Origin of the sequence: Catenuloplanes nepalensis, from assembly GCF_030811575.1 — a bacterium.
Classification (GTDB): domain Bacteria; phylum Actinomycetota; class Actinomycetes; order Mycobacteriales; family Micromonosporaceae; genus Catenuloplanes; species Catenuloplanes nepalensis.
On record NZ_JAUSRA010000001.1, the window covers coordinates 7592153 to 7609809 of the forward strand.

Annotated in this window: 22 protein-coding genes; 7 read left to right on the forward strand and 15 right to left on the reverse strand. The window is 72.1% G+C overall.

The features are described from left to right. Nucleotides 1-78: 78 nt before the first annotated feature. Nucleotides 79-768, forward strand: a complete 690-nt coding sequence (locus J2S43_RS32790) for a sensor histidine kinase (protein WP_306835754.1) — start codon at nt 79-81, stop codon at nt 766-768. A 61-nt stretch (nt 769-829) separates the two neighbouring features. On the opposite strand, the gene J2S43_RS32795 is transcribed toward J2S43_RS32790, so the two are convergent. After that, on the reverse strand, nt 830-1297 hold the full coding sequence (locus J2S43_RS32795; RefSeq protein WP_306835756.1) for a GGDEF domain-containing protein: 468 nt from the start codon (nt 1295-1297) through the stop codon (nt 830-832). A 233-nt stretch (nt 1298-1530) separates the two neighbouring features. On the opposite strand from J2S43_RS32795, the gene J2S43_RS32800 reads away from it, so the two are divergent. Next, complete coding sequence (locus J2S43_RS32800; protein WP_306835758.1) at nt 1531-2007, forward strand: CAP domain-containing protein; 477 nt, start codon at nt 1531-1533, stop codon at nt 2005-2007. Nucleotides 2008-2085: 78 nt separating this feature from the next. Here the strand turns inward: J2S43_RS32800 and J2S43_RS32805 are convergent, their stop codons facing one another. Continuing rightward, entirely contained in the window at nt 2086-3177 is a 1092-nt protein-coding gene (locus tag J2S43_RS32805) for a UDP-N-acetylmuramate dehydrogenase (protein ID WP_370881685.1), read from the reverse strand. 57 nt (nt 3178-3234) lie between these two features. Between J2S43_RS32805 and J2S43_RS32810 the strand changes: the two genes are divergently transcribed. Together J2S43_RS32810 and J2S43_RS32815 are read left to right on the forward strand one after the other, a co-directional pair. Further along, nucleotides 3235-3996, forward strand: a complete 762-nt coding sequence (locus tag J2S43_RS32810) for a maleylpyruvate isomerase family mycothiol-dependent enzyme (RefSeq protein ID WP_306835762.1) — start codon at nt 3235-3237, stop codon at nt 3994-3996. Between the two features lie 39 nt (nt 3997-4035). After that, nucleotides 4036-5415 (forward strand): GH1 family beta-glucosidase, encoded by a 1380-nt coding sequence (locus J2S43_RS32815; RefSeq protein ID WP_306835763.1) that lies wholly within the window; start codon nt 4036-4038, stop codon nt 5413-5415. 994 nt (nt 5416-6409) lie between these two features. Here the strand turns inward: J2S43_RS32815 and J2S43_RS32820 are convergent. From J2S43_RS32820 to J2S43_RS32845, 6 genes are all read right to left on the reverse strand, one after another. After that, nucleotides 6410-7204 (reverse strand): EI24 domain-containing protein, encoded by a 795-nt coding sequence (locus J2S43_RS32820; RefSeq protein ID WP_370881802.1) that lies wholly within the window; start codon nt 7202-7204, stop codon nt 6410-6412. Nucleotides 7205-7576: 372 nt separating this feature from the next. Beyond that, entirely contained in the window at nt 7577-8353 is a 777-nt protein-coding gene (locus J2S43_RS32825) for a hypothetical protein (RefSeq protein WP_306835765.1), read from the reverse strand. Nucleotides 8354-8411: 58 nt separating this feature from the next. Beyond that, entirely contained in the window at nt 8412-9296 is an 885-nt protein-coding gene (locus tag J2S43_RS32830; protein ID WP_306835766.1) for an alpha/beta fold hydrolase, read from the reverse strand. Next, nucleotides 9293-9604, reverse strand: a complete 312-nt coding sequence (locus J2S43_RS32835) for a DUF2516 family protein (RefSeq protein WP_306835767.1) — start codon at nt 9602-9604, stop codon at nt 9293-9295. The genes J2S43_RS32830 and J2S43_RS32835 overlap by 4 nt, the downstream gene beginning before the upstream one ends. A gap of 76 nt (nt 9605-9680) precedes the next feature. After that, on the reverse strand, nt 9681-10322 hold the full coding sequence (locus tag J2S43_RS32840; RefSeq protein ID WP_306835768.1) for a hypothetical protein: 642 nt from the start codon (nt 10320-10322) through the stop codon (nt 9681-9683). Continuing rightward, entirely contained in the window at nt 10319-10900 is a 582-nt protein-coding gene (locus J2S43_RS32845; RefSeq protein ID WP_306835769.1) for a helix-turn-helix domain-containing protein, read from the reverse strand. Before J2S43_RS32845 ends, J2S43_RS32840 begins: the two co-directional genes overlap by 4 nt. A gap of 136 nt (nt 10901-11036) precedes the next feature. Between J2S43_RS32845 and J2S43_RS32850 the strand changes: the two genes are divergently transcribed. After that, on the forward strand, nt 11037-11846 hold the full coding sequence (locus J2S43_RS32850) for an alpha/beta fold hydrolase (protein ID WP_306835772.1): 810 nt from the start codon (nt 11037-11039) through the stop codon (nt 11844-11846). Nucleotides 11847-11960: 114 nt separating this feature from the next. Here the strand turns inward: J2S43_RS32850 and J2S43_RS32855 are convergent, their stop codons facing one another. From J2S43_RS32855 to J2S43_RS32870, 4 genes are read right to left on the reverse strand one after another with little or no spacing between them, the layout of a single operon-like run. Further along, nucleotides 11961-12791, reverse strand: a complete 831-nt coding sequence (locus J2S43_RS32855) for a beta-keto acid cleavage family enzyme (protein WP_306835774.1) — start codon at nt 12789-12791, stop codon at nt 11961-11963. Nucleotides 12792-12809: 18 nt separating this feature from the next. After that, nucleotides 12810-13967 (reverse strand): CAF17-like 4Fe-4S cluster assembly/insertion protein YgfZ, encoded by a 1158-nt coding sequence (gene ygfZ / locus J2S43_RS32860; RefSeq protein ID WP_306835776.1) that lies wholly within the window; start codon nt 13965-13967, stop codon nt 12810-12812. Continuing rightward, on the reverse strand, nt 13968-14399 hold the full coding sequence (locus J2S43_RS32865; RefSeq protein ID WP_306835777.1) for a Fur family transcriptional regulator: 432 nt from the start codon (nt 14397-14399) through the stop codon (nt 13968-13970). It abuts the gene before it with no gap. A gap of 27 nt (nt 14400-14426) precedes the next feature. Further along, nucleotides 14427-14801, reverse strand: coding sequence for a DsrE family protein (locus J2S43_RS32870; protein WP_306835779.1), 375 nt, complete (start codon nt 14799-14801; stop codon nt 14427-14429). A 14-nt stretch (nt 14802-14815) separates the two neighbouring features. Here J2S43_RS32870 and mtfM point away from each other — a divergent pair, with 14 nt between their 5' ends. Continuing rightward, a complete protein-coding gene (gene mtfM, locus J2S43_RS32875; protein ID WP_306835781.1) occupies nt 14816-14920 on the forward strand; it encodes a small membrane protein MtfM in 105 nt (34 codons plus the stop codon). After that, nucleotides 14917-15534 (forward strand): heme-binding beta-barrel domain-containing protein, encoded by a 618-nt coding sequence (locus J2S43_RS32880; RefSeq protein ID WP_306835782.1) that lies wholly within the window; start codon nt 14917-14919, stop codon nt 15532-15534. Before mtfM ends, J2S43_RS32880 begins: the two co-directional genes overlap by 4 nt. 5 nt (nt 15535-15539) lie before the next feature. Here the strand turns inward: J2S43_RS32880 and J2S43_RS32885 are convergent, their stop codons facing one another. The 3 genes from J2S43_RS32885 to J2S43_RS32895 all read right to left on the reverse strand — a co-directional run bounded on the left by J2S43_RS32885 (nt 15540) and on the right by J2S43_RS32895 (nt 17654). Further along, nucleotides 15540-16400: a hypothetical protein gene (locus J2S43_RS32885; RefSeq protein WP_306835783.1), complete on the reverse strand. Its 861-nt coding sequence runs from the start codon at nt 16398-16400 to the stop codon at nt 15540-15542. A 76-nt stretch (nt 16401-16476) separates the two neighbouring features. Next, complete coding sequence (locus tag J2S43_RS32890; RefSeq protein ID WP_370881686.1) at nt 16477-16800, reverse strand: DUF1416 domain-containing protein; 324 nt, start codon at nt 16798-16800, stop codon at nt 16477-16479. Between the two features lie 5 nt (nt 16801-16805). Then, nucleotides 16806-17654, reverse strand: a complete 849-nt coding sequence (locus J2S43_RS32895) for a sulfurtransferase (RefSeq protein WP_306835785.1) — start codon at nt 17652-17654, stop codon at nt 16806-16808. Nucleotides 17655-17657 lie beyond the last annotated feature (3 nt).

Below are 17657 nucleotides of genomic sequence, written 5' to 3' on the forward strand. Positions count from 1 at the left end.
TTAAGAGCAAAAAACTGAACAGTCAGAGTTTATCGTGGGAAGTCACTGCTTGCGCTCGCATCCGAAACAGGACCGCTTGTGAAAACCGCGCCGGAGCCCGAATCACGGGATGCATTCAAGGCCCAGTTCCTCGCCGTCGTCTCGCACGAGTTGCGCACGCCGCTGACCTCCATCGCCGCGTTCACGGAGATGCTGTCCGGCGTCGACCTGCCGGAGGGCGAGCGGCCCACCGCGCTCTCCGTCGTGCAGCGCAACACCGAGCGCATGCTGGTGCTCGTCGAGGATCTGATGCTGCTGTCCCGCCTGGAGTCCGGCGACCTGCCGGTGCAGTCCGAGCCGGTCGCGCTGGCACCGGTCGTCGCCGGCGCCGGCCAGGAGGTCGAACGGGTGGTGCCGACCGCGGCGGTGCGCGGCACGGTCGAGGCCGGGCCACCGGTCCGGGGCGACGCGAGCCTGCTGCACCAGCTGTTCTACGCGGTCACCGGCGCGATGACCGAGCGGGCGCTGGACGGCAGCGGCGAGATCCAGGGCGCCTGCTTCGGCGACCACTGGACGATCACGGTGCGCAGCACGCAGGCCGAGACGCTCACCGACGAGTACTTCCTGGCGACGTCGCTGCCGGTGCCCGGCGACGGCCGGACCCGCAGCCTGGCGCTCTGGATGCTGCTTGCGCGGGCGATCGCGCACCGCCACGGCGGCGCGGTCTCGATCAGCTTCGCCCCGGAGACCGGCGCCGCGATCACGGTGAGGCTGCCGGCGGCGGCGTGACCTCTCAGTATCTGTCTTTCAGCGACATGAGGGACGCCCTGCTCGTGGAGTCCGGAGCCGGCTAGATGAGCGCGGTGGTGCCGTGCACCACGGACCGGTTGCGGCCGCCCTCCTTCGCTGCCTCGAGCGCCTCCACCGCGCGCGCGACGAGCGCCTGCCAGTCCTCGGAGCCGTTCCACAGCGCCACACCCGCGGAGAACGTCTGCGCGCCCGGCGTGGCCTCCCGCAGCCGCGCGATGATCCGCTCCGCCGCGCGCAGCTGCACCCGGCTGAGTATCACGCCGAACTGCCCCTCCCCGTACCGGACGAGCAGGTCGTCCGGGCGGACGTGGGCGCGCCAGGCCTCACCGGCGTCCAGGAGCAGCTGCTCGCCGGCCTCGCGTCCGTGCTGTGCCTCGTAGGCCGCGAAGTGGTCGAGGTCGAGCAGCACGATCACCAGCGGGTACCGGCCTCGGTACGCGGCGGTGACCCGCCGCTCCAGTTCCCCCTGCCACGCGCTGCGGTCGATGGCACCGGTCGGGGCGTTCATAACGGCGAAACCTCCTGTCGTACGGCGCAGGCCAACGGCCCGGACCGCCTCATAACCGCCGTATCGGCGCGCGGGATCGGTTCCTGAGCGGTCGGGTTGCCGGACGGTGGCGGGATCCGGCACCCGGGCGGGACCCGAGCGCTCACCGCATAGCACCAGGTCGATCTATCAAGGCGCCGCGCACCCGGCCGAACTTGATTGGCGTAAGCAACGCCAACCGAGAGGCACACACCTTGCGCAACCTGCTCCGCTCCGCCACCCTGACCGCCGTCACCGCCGCCCTCGTGATCGGTGGCACCGCCACCACCGCGACCGCCGCCGTGACCCCGGCCACCACGCTGGAGACGCAGGTCATCGCACAGACCAACACCGAACGCGCCAAGGCCGGCTGCAAGAAGCTCACCGTCTCCCCCGCACTGACCACAGCCGCCCGCGGACACTCCTCCGACCAGGCCAAGCACGGCTACTTCTCCCACACCGGCCGCAACGGCTCCACCTTCACCGCCCGCGTCAAGACCGCCGGCTACGCCCCCGCCGTCGGCGAGAACATCGCCTGGGGCTACAGCGACACCACCGGCGTCATGACCGGCTGGATGAACAGCCCCGGCCACCGCAAGAACATCCTCAACTGCAAGGCCGTCAAGATCGGCGTCGGCGTCGCCCGCGACACCAAGGGCACCATCTACTGGACCCAGGAATTCGGCGGCTGACCCACACACCTCCCTCACCCCCCGTTGATCAAGGGATCGGCGTCCACGGACGCCGATCCCTTGATCTGTATCCGGCGGTCAGATCTCGCAGCCGACCAGCACCGGCTCCGGGTGCAGCAGCACGCCGAAGCGGTCGCGCACGCCGTCGCGGATCTCCCGCGCCAGGCCGAGCAGCTGCGCGGTGCTGCCGGAGCCCCGGTTGGTCAGCGCCAGCGTGTGCTTGGTGGAGATGCTGACCGGCACGTCGCCACCCGGGTAACCCTTGCCGAACCCGGCCCGGTCGATCAGCCAGGCCGCGCTGACCTTGACCCGGCCGCCCTCGCCCGGCCAGCCCGGCGGTTCGCCGGTCCCCTCGGTCGCGGCGCGCAGCTTCTCCCAGGCTCCGCCGTCCAGGATCGGATTGGTGAAGAACGATCCGACGGACCAGGTGTCCCGGTCGCCGGAGTCCAGCACCATGCCCTTGCCGGCGCGCAGCGTCAGCACGGTCTCGCGCGCGGCGGCAAGCGGCACCCGGTCCCCCTGGGTCACGCCGAGCGAGCGGGCCAGCTCCGCGTAGCGCACCGGGCCGGACTCCGTGGCGGGGCGCAGCCGGAAGTCGACGGAGAGCACCACGAACCGCTCGTTGTGCTTGAAGATGCTCGCGCGGTAGCCGAAGCCGCAATCGGCCGCGGGCATGTCCCGGATCACCCCATCGGCGCGGTCGTAGACCGTGACCGACGAGATCGTCTCCGCCACGTCCTGCCCGTACGCCCCGACGTTCTGGATCGGGGTGGCGCCGGTCGAGCCGGGGATGCCGGAGAGGCATTCGACACCGGCCCACCCCGCGGTGACCGTCTCGGCCACGAACTCGTCCCACGGGTGCCCGGCCTGGACCCGGATGATCAGCTGGTCCGGCCGGCGACTGATCACCTCCACGCCGCGGCTGCGGATCAGAATCGCGGTCCCGGCGAATCCGTCGTCCCCGATGACCACGTTGCTGCCGCCGGCCAGCAACAGCAGAGGGTCACCCGTTCGGCTCGCGGCCTTGGTCAACTCGACCAGTTCATCCGCATTTTCGGCGGAAACCAGCCGTCTGGCGGGCCCGCCCAACCGCAACGTGGTGTGCGGAGCGAGCGAACTGGGGACTGTCGACCCTGCGACGGTGGGCGAATCAGCGCTAACGTCGTGCACGCCCTTAACCCTAGGCTGGGGGCGAGCGGACTGGGCGGCCGCGTGGGAGGAACGGTCATGACGAAGCTGCATGCCACGAAAGACTTCTGGATCGGCGCACTGCGCGCCGAGGGTCCCGCGTTCCGCGCGGCCCTGGCCGAACAGGCGCTGGGCGCGCCCGTTCCCACGCGTCCGGAGTGGACCGTGACGGACCTCATCGGCCACCTCGGCGGCTTCTACGACTGGGTCGGGGCGCACGTCACCCGCGGTGTGACCACCGCGCCCGAGACGACCCGGCCGGCGGAAGCGGTTCCGGCCGGCGTCGACCCGCTGACCTGGTGGGACCAGCGCTACACCGCGGCCCTGGCGACGCTGGAGGGCGTCGAGGAGGACCTCCCCGCGTGGAACCCGATGCCCGCGGCGAAGAAGGCCGCGTTCTGGCTGCGCCGCGCCGCGCACCTGACCACGCTGCACCGGTGGGACGCGCAGATGACGATCGGGCTGGCCGAGCCGATCGAGGCGAAGCTGGCCGTGGACGGGCTGGCCGAGCTGCTCGACACGCTGCTCCCGGCCGGCCGCGGCACCGGCCCGCGCGACCGGTTCGGCATGATCCACCTGGTCGCCTCCGACCTGCAGCACCAGTGGTTCGTCCGGCTGCGCGGCGAGGGCCTGGCGCTGCTCGACACGGACACGATTCTGGACTCCGACGACCACCACGCGCGCGTGCTCGCGGCCGGCTCCGCCAGCGATCTGCTGCTGGCGCTGCACGGCCGGATCCCGTTCGACACGCTGGAGATCACGGGAGAGCGTTCTCTGCTGGGTGGCCTGCGCATCGGCTGACCGCACCCGTCGTCATGATCCGCGAGTGATAATGGCGACGTGACTAACCCCTCAACACAGAGCGTGACGTTCCCGGAGGGCTTCCTCTGGGGGGCCGCCACGGCCTCCTATCAGATCGAGGGCGCCGCCCGTGAGGACGGCCGCGGCCCCTCGATCTGGGACACGTTCAGCCGCACGCCGGGCAAGGTGTACGCCGGGCACACCGGCGACGTCGCCTGCGACCACTACCACCGGTACCGCGACGACGTGGCCATGATGGCGGAGCTCGGCCTGCAGGCGTACCGGTTCTCCATCGCCTGGCCGCGCATCCAGCCGGACGGCACCGGCCCGGTCAACCCGGCCGGCCTCGACTTCTACGACCGGCTCGTGGACGAGCTGCACGGCAGGGGGATCACCCCGGTCGTCACGCTCTACCACTGGGACCTGCCGCAGACGCTGGAGGACCGCGGCGGCTGGACCAACCGCGACACGTCCGAGGCGTTCGCGGACTACGCGCTCGCGGTCCACAAGCGGCTCGGCGACCGGGTCGAGACCTGGACCACGCTGAACGAGCCGTGGTGCTCGGCCTACCTCGGCTACGCCTCCGGGATCCACGCGCCCGGCATCCGGGACCCGGAGTCCGCGTTCAAGGCCGTCCACCACCTGCTGCTCGGCCACGGCCTGGCGACCAGGGCGCTGCGCGACGCCGGCGTGCGGAAGCTCGGCATCACGCTGAACCCGGCCGCGGTCTCCCCCGCCGACCCGGACAGCGAGGCCGACGTGGCCGCCGCACACCTGGTCGACGGCCTGCAGAACCGGATCTTCTTCGACCCGATCCTGCGCGGCTCCTACCCGGACGACGTGCTCGCGCACATCCGCCGGTTCTCCGACCTGAGCTGGCTGCGCACCGGTGACGAGACGATCATCAACGCGCCGATCGACGTGCTCGGGATCAACTTCTATTCGCCGACCTACGTCCGGTCGAAGCCCGGCATCGACGGCAACCCGAGCGCCCCCGGCACCGACGGCATCGAGTTCCTGCCTCCGGCCGGCGCGGTCACGGACATGGGCTGGGCGATCGAGCCGGCCTCGCTGACCCGCCTGCTGGCGCGCATCCACCGCGACTACCCGGGCACGCCTCTCATGATCACCGAGAACGGCGCCGCGTACCCCACCGGTCCGGACGAGACCGGCGACCGGGTGCCCGATGCCGACCGGGTCGCCTACCTCGACGGCCACCTGCGCGCCTGCCACGACGCGATCGCCCGCGGCGTCGACCTGCGCGGCTACTTCGTCTGGTCCCTGCTGGACAACTACGAGTGGGCCGAGGGCTACCGCAAGCGCTTCGGCGTGGTCTACGTCGACTACCACACCCAGCGCCGCATCCCCAAGGACAGCGCTCGCTTCTACTCCCAGGTCATCCGCGACAACGGCCTCTGATCCACCCAGGCGCCGGGCCACCCACGGCTCGGCGCCCCAAGAATCACAAACCTCCAAAGCGGATGATCCCGCTTCCGGCGTGGGCACCTTCCGAGTGCTCCCGCGGGCACCGGTCGGCCGCGGGCGGCCTCCCTGCACGTTCCGTGGGCGGTCAAGCAGATCAAACCCCCGCCGCCGTCCACCACGCCCCGCCGCTTTGCTCTGCTTACCCGCGTCAACTTTGCGCGGCGCACTCACCGAAGCGGCAGATCAAACCCCCGCCGCCGACCTGCCGCCGTCCACCACGCCCGCCGCTTTGCTCTGCTTACCCGCGTCAACTTTGCGGGGAGAATCTACGGAAGCGCAGTTCAGGAGGGTAGTCGCCGTGCAGGTAAGCAGAGCAAAGCGCAGCGGAGCTGATCACCGGCGGTGGCGTGGACTTCCGTTCGCTGTGGCCTCACCGGCCTCAGTTCCAGCGGCGCGGAGGCACATCAACCCGAGAGGGCCGGAAGCAGCACCGGCCCCGCGGCGAGCATCATCTTCCTCTGCCGGGACCGGTCCGCGATCGCGCCGGTGACCGTTTCTGGATCTTCCAGTTCGTGGGATGCAAGATCGTTCCATACCTCATGGACCTTTCCGCGTGCTCGAAAGGTCCATGAGGTATGGAACGATCTTCGCTCGCCACTGCGGCGGCACGCCCGGCGGGCCGACGCCGGCCCGCCGAACGTGGAGAGCGCGGGGTGACCGGCCGGCGCCGATGGCCGCGAGCCCGGGGCGAGTGGCTGACGCCGGCCCGCCGCGAGCGGGCCAGGCGGTCAGCCGGTCAGCCGGCCAGGCGGCCAGCCGGCCAGCCGGCCAGCCGGCCAGCCGGCCAGCCGGCCAGGCAGCCAGGCAGCCAGGCAGCCAGGCAGCCAGGCAGCCAGGCAGCCAGGCAGCCAGGCAGCCAGGCAGCCAGGCAGCCAGGCAGCCAGGCGGCCAGCCGGCCAGGCGGTCAGGCGGTCAGCGGGCGGGGCGGTCAGCGGTGGTGCTCGATGGGGAAGCCGAGGGAGCGGCGGGAGAGCAGGGCTGCGCCGGCGATGGCGGCGGGGGTGACCAGGATGGCGCCGAGCGGGATGAGGAAGCAGACGAAGACGCCGACGCCGAAGCCGAGAGCGGCGGGGCGGTTGGCGCGGAAGACGCGGCGGCGGTCGGCGAGGCGGAGGCCGCGACGGTAGAACGGGAAGCCGGTCAGCTCGAGCGCGAGGAACCAGCCGCCGACCAGGGCGGCGACCACGGGGATGACGGTCTGGCCGATCAGCGGGATGAAGCCGAGCAGGAACAGCGGGACGCCGCAGAGGATGGTCAGGCCGATCAGGCGGATCGAGTCGGCCAGGCTGAGCCGCATGGTCTTGTGCCAGGGCAGGTCGACCTCGCCGGGCACGCCGCCGTAGCGGTTCTCGACGGCCTCGGAGATCTTCTCGTAGAACGGGTCACCGATCAGCAGCGTGATCGCGGTGAACGTGAGCATGCCGACCAGCACGAACAGGCCGAGCACCGCGGCTGCCACGGCGAGCCGGACGATCTCCTGGAGACCCTCGTCCCAGCCGTTCGCGAACGGCGTGAGCCACTCCGAGATGTCCGACACGAAGTAGAACAGCGTGCCGAACGCGGCCAGGTAGAGCAGGCCGGAGATGAACGCGGGGATGAGCCCGAACGCCATCAGGCGCGGGTTGCTGACGTAGAGGCCGAGGCCGCGGAGCAGCATCCGGATCCCGGCGAAGAATTCCTGCGCGGTGCTGCCGGCGCGCGCGGCCGCCGGGTGTGCGGTGATCGGTGGCCGGGCGTGGGGGCCGGGCTGCTGCGGAAGCGTCACGACCCGAAAGCCTAAAGGCAGCGCGCCATCCCCGCCTCCCGGCACCGGACCCGGCAATCGGCCGGCCAGCCGTGAGCGGCCAGCGCCGCACGTGACCGAGCGGAGCAGGCCTGCGCGGACAGGCCTGCGCGGACAGGCCTGCGCGGACAGGCCTGCGCGGACAGGCCTGCGCGGACAGGCCTGCGCGGACAGGCCTGCGCGGACAGGCCTGCGCGGACAGGCCTGCGCGGACAGGCCTGCGCGGACAGGGCGTGCCCCATGTCGTTCGGACGACATGGGGCACGCCCTGATCACGGGCTGGAATTCCGCCGGGCGTCGCTGGACGGCGGATCAGGGCAGCGCCGATTCCGTTTCCGGGCCGCTGACGGGTGGCGCCGGAATCGGTTCCGGCTCGGACGGGGCCGGCACCGGCCACTCCTCAGGAACCGGGACCGCCGTGGACGACTCCAGCCACTCCTCAGGGACCGGGACCACCGTGGACCACTCCAGCCACTCCTCAGGAGCCGGTTCCGGGACGGCCGTGGACGATTCCAGCCACTCGTCCGGCGGCTCCAGCCACTCGTCCGGCGGCGCCGGGTCCGGCCAGTCGTCCGAGGGTGCCGATTCCGGTGACGGTCCGGTCGGCATCGGATCCGGTGTGAACGTGCCCTCCGGGGCGCCCGGACCGGGTCCGGCCGGCCCGGCGGGTCCAGGCCCGGTCGGCGCGCAGATCGGCAGCAGCGGCACGGGTGTGCAGGTCGACGACGCGGACGGGAGGCCGGTCGACGGCATCGGTGGGGACGTGGCCGCGCCGGTGCTGGACGGCGGCGTGGGCCCGCCGGTCCAGGCCGGGGTCGGCGGGCCGGCCGGTGGCGGCGCGCCGGGCAGCGGGCTGACCGCGCCCTCGCCCGCGGCCGTGCCGGACGGGTCCTGCGGCGTGCTACCCGGTGGCGCGGTGCCCCAGGTCGCGACCGCGCTGGGCGGCGCGCTGCCGGCGGGCGCGTCGCCGAACAGGCCGACTCCGGACGGGCCGAGCGGCGAGGCGAGGCCGCCCAGGCGCCAGCCCACATGGATGGCGGATGGGAGGCCGCACACCACGATGGCCGCGAACACGATCCTCGGCGACACCTTCACTCCCTAAACACCGCAAAACGGGCAGTAAAGGTTACGCAGGTGTGGGGATGGATCAGTTCAGGAAGCCGGAGATCCGCTCCCGAAGGTCGGCGCGGTGGGTGAAAACCGGCCCCGGGCGGTCGTAGACGTGCAGCGTCGCGCGCGGCAGCAGCCCGGCCAGCCGCTCGGCCGCCTCCACCGGGTGCAACTCGTCGCCGCGGGCACCGATCACCAGTGCCTCCGCGGTCACCGAGGCGAGCGCGGCGGTGTCCGGCACCGGCACCGCGTCGGCGAGGCCGGCCAGTTCCGCGCCGAGCCCGTCCCGGGAGAGCTGCTCGACGCGCTGCCGCAGGTAACCCCAGCCGGCCGGGGTGTTGCGCACGGACGGCGGCAGTTCGGCGGAGACCACCTCCGCGATCGCGGCCAGGTCGCCGTCCTCCACGGTCGCGTGCAGTGCCTCGACCCGGTCGCGCAGCGCGTCGCCACGCGCCTCGTCCACCGGTATCGGCAGGAAGAAGACCACGCGCGTGAACCGGCCTGGGCTCTCCGTGAGCAGCCGGGACAGCGCGGCCGCGCCCAGGCTGACGCCGACCGCACGGGTGGCGTCCGAGAGATCGGCGACGGCACGCAGATCACGGGCCAGGTCGGCGTAGTCCCACGGTCCGGGCGGAGCTTCGGAGCGCCCGTGGCCGCGGAACTGGAAGAAGATCCGGCGGCCGAGGACCGCGCTGCCCAGCGGGCGGGTCGCGGCGATGCTGCCGGCCAGCCCGTGCGCGAACACGGTGCCCGGGTCACCGGCGCCGCCGATCAGCCTCTCCAGCCGTACCCCATGGGGTGTCTGCACGATGTCGGTCGGCGGCTCGGGAAGCGTGGGACGGCTGTTGCGTGGGGCGGAGGGACCGGGACCGTAGGTCCGAGGGCCGCCGTCGGGGCGGGGCGGCCAGCGGAAATCCCTCACCAGAAGCCTTTGCCGTCGGAGAGGTCCCGCAGACCGGCCCGGACGTCCAGCAGGTAGACCATCGCGGCCGCGATGCCGATCATCTGGAAGATGGTCTGCCGGCTCAGCAGCAGGCAGAAGACCATGCAGAGGCCGAGGATCGCCAGCCAGCCGCCCTTGGGCAGCGTGCCGATGGCGGGGAACGCATCCGCCCGCTGAGTGAGGCAGTGCACGAACGAGACGCCGAGGACGACCAGCGCCAGGAAGAGAATCACCAGGTCGATGATGCCGCGAACGTAGAAGGCGAAGATCGGGACGTCGGCTGCCATGCCTCAAGCTTAGAGCGTTCCCCGGCGCGCGGTAGCGGAGCGCGAGGCCCGGGGTCCGGGCCTCGCGCTCGCCGGGTCACTCCGCGGCAGGCTCGGCGTCGTTCTTCGCCACCCGCTTCCGCGGTGCCGGAGCAGCGGCCACGTCGGCCGGCGTCGCGGTCACACCAGCGGACGTCGCGGTCACACCAACGGACGTGGCGGCCACATCAGCGGGCGTGGCGGTGACCTCGGCCGGGGCCTCGGTCGCCTCGATGTCCGCGTTCACGGTGTCGGCGGCCTGCACCACGCCGGTGCCGACGACCCGCTCGCCGTGCGCGACCAGCGCCGCGTACGTGCTGACCGCGCGCTGCTGCGCGACCTGCGCACCGGCCTGCGCGACCGCGATCGCGGCGGCCGCGTTGCGCTTGGCGGCCTCGGTCAGCTTCGCCACGTCGCTCTCCGGGCCGGCGGCGCGCTCACGCAGCGAGCCGGCCTGCGCCTGGGCGACCTTCAAACCCTCGGCCGCACGGGTACGGATCTCGTCGCGCCGCCCGTTCAGCTCCTCGGCCCGGGTGCGCAGCTCGGCCACCGCGACCGGCACTCGCTCGCGCAGCTGCTCGACCACCTCGGGGAGCTTGCGGATCTGCTGGTACGCCAGGTCGCCGGCGCCGGCCACCGCGTAGAGCGGCGTGGGGATGCGGGTGTTCGCGGGGGTCGTGGTCTCGGGCTGGTTCGTCATGGCGTCTCCTCCGTCGTGGGGGTGGTCGTGGTCGGCGCCTTCTTCACCGGGGGCGCCTGCTCGGCCGCGTCACCATCCGTCGCGACCTCGTCCGTCTTCGCATCCGCCGCCGCTTCCGCGGCAGCAGCCGTTCCAGCGGCGGCCTTCTCAGCGGCCGCCGCCTCAGCAGCCGCCGCCTCAGCAGCCGCCGCCTCAGCAGCCGCCTCAGCAGCCGCCTCAGCAGCCGCGACCGCCGCCTCGCGGGCGTTCTCCCGGCGGAACGTGTCGTAGATCTGGGTGAGTGACTGCCTCTGCGCCATCGTCAGGTCCGGGTCGCCCGCGATGGCCTCCAGCACGCCGGGTGCGTCACCTTCGAGCAGGCCGGCCCGCAGGTACATCGCCGGGGTGGAGACCCGCAGCGCGCCCGCGAGCTGCTGCAACACCTCCGCGCTCGGCTTGCGCAGGCCGCGCTCGATCTGGCTGAGGTATGGATTGCTGACGCCGGCCTGCTCGGCGAGCTGCCGGAGCGAGATCTTCGCGTTGCGCCGCATGTCACGGATGAATCCGCCGATGTCGCGCGGTAGGTCTGCCGGTGCCATGCCCCGACGGTAGCCGCGCCTGCTAACTGTTGCAAGCAAACTGCTAGCGAAAGTTAGCACGCTCACTCGGTGCGCGTTACGGAACGTAGACAGAACTCGCATTGCCGCGCGCATCGATGCGACCTACTGTCGCTAGGTGCCTTATCTTGATCTTCCAGGGGCGAGCCTCGCCTACGACGACGACGGCACCGGCCCCGCCGTGCTCCTGCTGCACGCGGGCATCGCCGATCGACGCATGTGGCGCGAGCAGGCCGGCCCACTCTCCGTGATGCACCGCGTGATCCGGCTGGATCTGCGTGGCTACGGTGAGTCCACGTTGACCCGCACGCCGTTCGCGCACCACGACGACGTGATCGCGCTGCTCGACGCGCTGCAGATCCAGCGGGCCGTGCTGGTCGGATGCTCGTTCGGCGGCGCGGTCGCGATCGACACCGCGATCGCCCACCCGGACCGGGTCGCCGGTCTCGCGCTGATCGGCTCCGCGCTCTCCGGCCACGCCTGGTCCGAAGAGGTGGACGAGCTGTGGGAGGCGCTGGCGGCCGAGGTCGGCACGGACGACGTGGACGCGATGGCCGAGGCCGAGGTCCGCTTCTGGGTGGTCGGGCCGGGGCGGGACATCGCCACCATGGACCCGGACCTGCTGGACTTCGCGTGGCGGATGGACCGGCGCGCGCTCGCCGCGGAGGCCGCGCTGGGCCAGGTGGACGTGCACCAGCTGAACCCGGTCGCCACCTACCGGCTCGCCGAGGTGCGCCCGCCGACGCTGGTCACGGCCGGTGCCGCGGACGTGCCGGACATCCGCCGGCTGGCCGACCGGATGGCCGCGGAGATCCCGAACGCGCACCGCCTGCCGGACATCCCGGACGCGGCGCACCTGGCCCCGCTGGAGCAGCCGGAGGCGGTCAACCGCATCGTGCTGTCCTTCCTCGGCGCACTGAGGGGGTGAGGGCGCGGCGTTGCCGAGCCACCGGTTTTCGAAGGCAAAGAGAGCACCTTCGAAAAACCGGCGTCTCGACAACGCCCGAGAGCGCCCGAGCCGGAGGAGCGGAGCGACGACCAGCTAGCTCAGTCCGAGCAGCTCGCGGGCCTGCTTCGGCGTCAGGGGCGGGCGCTGGGCCAGCTGAGCCAGGCCCACCGCACGCGCCACCAGCTGCATGTTCGACTCGACCGGGCGGCGTTTCGCGTAGGTCAGCGTGTCCTCCATGCCGACCCGCAGGTGCCCGCCCGCGGAGAGCGCGGCCAGCATCACCGGGATCGTGGTCCGCCCGATGCCGGTCGCGGAGAACGTCAGGTCCGCCGGCAGGTCACGCATCGCGGCCAGGCAGGCCGCCACGGTCTCAGTGGTGCCGTCCATCCCGCCGGGCACGCCCATCACCAGGTCGAGGTGGACGTGACCGCCGGCCGGCAGCCCGTGCTCGTCGAGCAGCCGCCGCAGCGCGTGCAGCTGGCCCAGGTCGAAGATCTCGAACTCCGGCACGATCCCGCGCTCCCGCATGCGCAGGTGCAGGTCGACGACGAACTCCCAGCGGTTCACGAACACGCCGTCGCCGAAGTTGACCGAGCCCATGGTGAGCGATGCCGCGTCCGGCCCGGCGTCCAGCACGGCGCGGCGCGCGTCCTCCGGATCGCCGACCGCGCCGCCCGTGGAGAGCTGCACGATCAGGCCGGTCTCGGCGCGCAGCGCGGCGACCGTCTCGCGCAGCCGGCCGGGGTCGAGCGTGGGCTCGCCGGCGTCGTCCCGCACGTGCACGTGAATCATCGCGGCGCCGAGCGCGGCGCACTCCTTCGCGGTGACCAGCAGCTCGTCGAGCGTGACCGGCAGCGCCGGCACGTCCTGCTTGCGCGTCTCCGCCCCGGTCGGCGCCACGGTGATCAACGTGCCGAGGGACATCCGGCGTCCTTCCGGGAGCTACAGGCGAATCGTCGGGTCGATGGCGGCGGCCGCCACGCCCACTCGCAGCGCCGCGTCGTCCGGCGTGTTCCGCTTGATCACGGCCAGCGCGATCGTACCGAGTTCGTAGTGCCGCACGGCCGTGCCGACGAAACCGATCTCCTTGCCGGCCTCGTTCGTCACCGGCGTGTGCACGGCCGGCGGCTCGTCCGAGGTGATGCCGTCGAGGTGCAGCAGCACCATGCGACGCGGCGGCCGGCCCAGGTTGTGCACGCGGGCGATCGTCTCCTGACCGCGGTAGCAGCCCTTGTCCAGGTGCACCGCGGGCTCGATCAGCCCGACCTCGCTCGGCAGCGTGCGGTGGTCGGTCTCGAACCCGGCCCGCGGCAGACCGGCCGCCACCCGCAGCGCCTCATAGGCCCACAGACCCGCCGGGGGTACGCCGAGAGCCGTCACCAGCGCGGCGACGCTCCCGCGCGGCACCACCAGGTCGTAGCCCAGCCGCCCGGCCCGCACGAACCCCCCGGCTGCCGCCCCGGCCCCCGCCCCCGGACCGGGCCGAAGGATGTCTGATGGCAGCTCGCGCACCGCGTACCCACTGGTGGGTTGGGGTTGAAGGGCTCCGCTGGGGAACTTGGGGCCGGGCACGGCCTGGACCGACGGTGCCGGCAGATCCGGCACGCCGATCCGGGCCAGCGCCTCCGCCGCACGCGGGCCGACGAGCGAGAGCACGGCTCGGTCCGCGGTCGCGTCGCGCGGCTCGACCCGGGTCAGGAAGACCATCTTGGACAGGAACGTGAACAGGCCGGCGGCCGAGGACGGCTCGGTGTCCAGCCAGACCGTCTCGCCGACCTCGGCGACGCCCGCGTGGTGCTCGACGTGCCCGTGCGGCGACAGCACCAGCAGCTCGGTGCCCTGACCGTCGCGCAGGTCCGCGAGGTGCTGGGTGGTCAGCGAGTGCAGCCAGCTCGCCCGCTCCACGCCCGGCACGGCCAGCACCCCGCGGTGCGACCGGTCCACGATGCCCGCCTCGGTGTCGAGCAGCCGCTGCTCGCGGGCCGGGTCACCGTAGTGGGCGGCCACGTCGGTGAAGCCATGCACATCAGGGGAACTCTGGGCGTCCGGGTCGATCTCGTCGAGCTCACGGATCCCGATCGCGCCCGGCACGTCCAGCATCTACTTCTCCCTGCCGCTGTCTCCGCACTCGGCGCACGTGCCGAAGAGAGCCACGTGTCCGACGTCCACGGTGAATCCTTTCTCGCGGGCGAGCTCATCGGCCAGCGGCGCCATCAGCATGGGGTCCATCTCACTCACCGCGCCACAGTGCCGGCAGACCAGATGGATGTGCTGGTCCTGCCCGGCCGGGTGGTAGGTGGGCGAACCGTGCGACAGGTGTGTGTGCCGGACCAGCCCCAGCTCTTCCAGCAGCTCAAGCGTCCGGTAGACGGTGGTGATGTTGACGCCGGCGGCGACCTCACGCACGGCGTTGTGCACCTGCTCGGGGGTGGCGTGGCCCAGCTCGTGCACCGCCTGCAGCACCAGCTGGCGCTGCGGTGTCAGCCGCAGTCCACGCTCCCGCAACATCTCGGCCAGCGTTGTTTCGGACACCTACCGAGCATAGTCGCAATGCGCGGATCAATAGACCAGTGCTTGGGCACCGTCGGTGAGCGACTCCTCGACGAAGACCGCGGCACCGGCGATGCGGACGCCCTCGATCACGTCCTCCTGGCCGATGTCCCGGCGGGCCGCGCACTGCGTGCAGAGCGTCACCCTGCCGCCGGCCAGCACCGCGTCCAGCAGGTCGGGTAGCGGTGCGGAGTGGGGCAGCTGGAACTCGGCGGCCCGGCCCGGCAGCGTGAACCAGGACGCCTCACCGGTCAGCCACAGCGAGACGTCGACGCCGGCCGCGACCGCGGTGGCGGCGACCGTGAACGCCTGGGCACAGCGCTCCGGCGCGTCGGCGCCGGCGGTCACCTTGATGACGAGAGATCGGGCCATGACCGTCAGCATAGGATGGGCCGGTCATGGTTACCGAGATCGGGTTTGTCAGCCTGCTGGTGGCGGGCTTCGGCGCGCTCGCGGGCGGTCTCGCGTATCTCGCCGTAAGGATTTCAAGGGGACGCTGGTGACAACGCCGGACACATCGTCGGACAACCCGCTGCTGCCGCCGTGGGCCTCACTGGCTCCGGTGGAGTACGCGTACCCGTTCGAGGAGACGCACGACCTGCGCAGCGGGCCGGATCTGCACCCGCATCTGCTGGGCCTCCTGCCGTACGTCGGCGTGTGGCGCGGCCGGGGCCAGGGCGGCTACCCGACGCTCGAGGGCGAGGACTTCCACTTCGCACAGGAGCTGCGGATCAGCCACGACGGCCGCCCGTTCCTGTTCTACGAGTCGCGCGCGTGGATCATCGACGAGGAGGCGAAGCCGATCCGCCCGGCCGGGCGTGAGATCGGCTGGTGGCGCCCGGTGGTGGTGAACGACCGGGTCACCGACGACGTCGAGGCGCTGATGACCAGCCCGACCGGCATCATGGAGATGTACCTGGGCAAGACCAAGGGCACCACCCAGATGGAGCTGGTGACCGACCTGGTCGTGCGCACCTCCACGTCCAAGGAGGTGACCGCGGGCCACCGGCTCTTCGGCATCGTCGAGGGCGCGCTGCTGTACGCGTACGACATGGCCGCCGAGGGCCTGCCGCTCACGCCGCACCTCTCCGCGCGCCTGCTCCGCGTCGCCGGCTAGACCAGTCAGCAGGAGGTGGTCGCGGCGACCGTGATCTCGCCGCCGTCGGCCACCTCCACCGCGACGCCCTCCCGGCCGCCGTCGGTGTAGGCGAACCGCTTCTCGCCGCTGGTCAGCACCAGCCCGGCCCGCGGCGTCAGCACTTCGGTCAGCGCGGGTGCCCGCTCCGGGAAGCCGGCCACCAGCGTGGTGGTGAGCGCGCCACCGCCCGGGCAGGGCACGGACGACGCGCTCTGCCGTGAGCCCGGTGCACCCAGTGCCGCCAGCACGCCCTCGGCGCGGCCCGCCGACATGAAGTCCGGGGCCGGCTGACCGACTGCCGGGAGCGGGCCGTCGACCGGCCGGCAGCCGGTCTCCAGCGACACCCGCAGCAGGCCCGGCTCCTCGACGATGCCGCGCAGCCCGATGAAGTCGCCCGCGTCCACCCGGAACGAGTTCGTCGCGCCGTCCCGGTCGCGGCCCAGCCAGATCCGGTAGCCGGCCGGCAGCGCGCCCGCGCCGGCCAGCCGCTCGATCAGCGGCACGCCGTCCTCGGGTGCGATGTGGACGGTGGCCCGGCGGGTCAGTTCCGCACCGTCCCGCGCGGTCGTCACCCGGCAGCCCGGCTCGACGCGCGGCGGTTCCAGCACGATCACCGGTCGCACGCCGCCGTCGCCCGGCCCTTCGGCCAGCTTCGCCAGCACGGTGCCGTACGCGGTGTCGGCCACCGGCATCGCCCGGTCCAGCGGCCGGTGGTCCCGCACGGTCGCCGCGTCCGTCCGGTACGAGTAGTACGCCAGCCCGGCGATCACCAGCACCCACGCGGTCACCGCGGCCGGCAGCACACCCCGGCGCCGCCACCACGGGGAAACCTGGGTCTGCGTCACCTCGCCATGGTGTCAAAACGAGGAAAGCCGGTCCGCCTCGGGTGAGGCGGACCGGCTTCCGGAGGTCGTGGCGGCGTCAGTCGCCGACGGTCACCGCGAACTCGTTGAGGCCGCGGTCGGCGGAGACGGTCAGGTCACCGTTGCCGTGGCGGGAGAGGGCGCGCAGCGTCCACGAGCCCGGGGCGGCGAAGAACCGGAACTGGCCCGCGGCGGACGTGACGACCTCCGCGGTGAACTCGCCGGTCGAGTCGAGCAGGCGCACGTACGCACCCTGCACGGCCTCGCCCTCGGCCGAGGTCACCACGCCGGTGATCACGGTCTCCTTCGCCAGGTCGATGCCGGCCGGCAGCGGAGCCGCCTGGTCGGGCGCGGCGCAGGTCGCGTCGGTGACTGCGGTCATGGTGATCACGCCTTTCCGGGCTCGTCGCCGAGGACCACGGGCACGCCGACGAGCGAGCCGTACTCGGTCCAGGAACCGTCGTAGTTCTTCACGTTCTGGTGGCCGAGCAGCTCCTTGAGCACGAACCAGGTGTGCGAGGAGCGCTCGCCGATCCGGCAGTACGCGATCGTGTCCTTGCCGCCGTCGAGCCCGGCGTCGCCGTAGATCTTCGCCAGCTCCTCGTCGGACTTGAACGTGCCGTCCTCGTTGGCCGCCTTGCTCCACGGCACGCTCACCGCGGTCGGGATGTGGCCGCCGCGCTGCGCCGACTCCTGCGGCAGGTGCGCGGGGGCGAGCAGCCGGCCCGCGTACTCGTCGGGGGAGCGCACGTCGACCAGGTTCTGCGTGCCGATCGCGGCCACGACCTCGTCGCGGAACGCGCGCAGCGACAGGTCCTGGTCCTGCGCGACGTATGTCGTGGCGGGACGGGAGACCTCGCCCTTGACCAGCGGGCGCGCGTCGAGCTCCCACTTCTTGCGGCCGCCGTCGATCAGCTTGACCTCGCGGTGGCCGTAGAGCTTGAAGTACCAGTACGCATACGCCGCGAACCAGTTGTTGTTGCCGCCGTAGAGCACGACCGTGTCGTCGTTGGAGATGCCCCGGGACGACAGCAGCGCCTCGAACTGCTCCTTGTTGACGAAGTCACGGCGGACCTCGTCCTGCAGGTCGGTCTTCCAGTTCAGCTTGATCGCGCCGGCGATGTGGCCGCCGTCGTAGGCGGTGGTGTCCTCGTCGACCTCGACGAAGACGACGCCGGGCGCGTCGATGTTCTTCTCGGCCCAGTCAGCCGAAACGAGTGCGGTGTCGCGACTCATCGA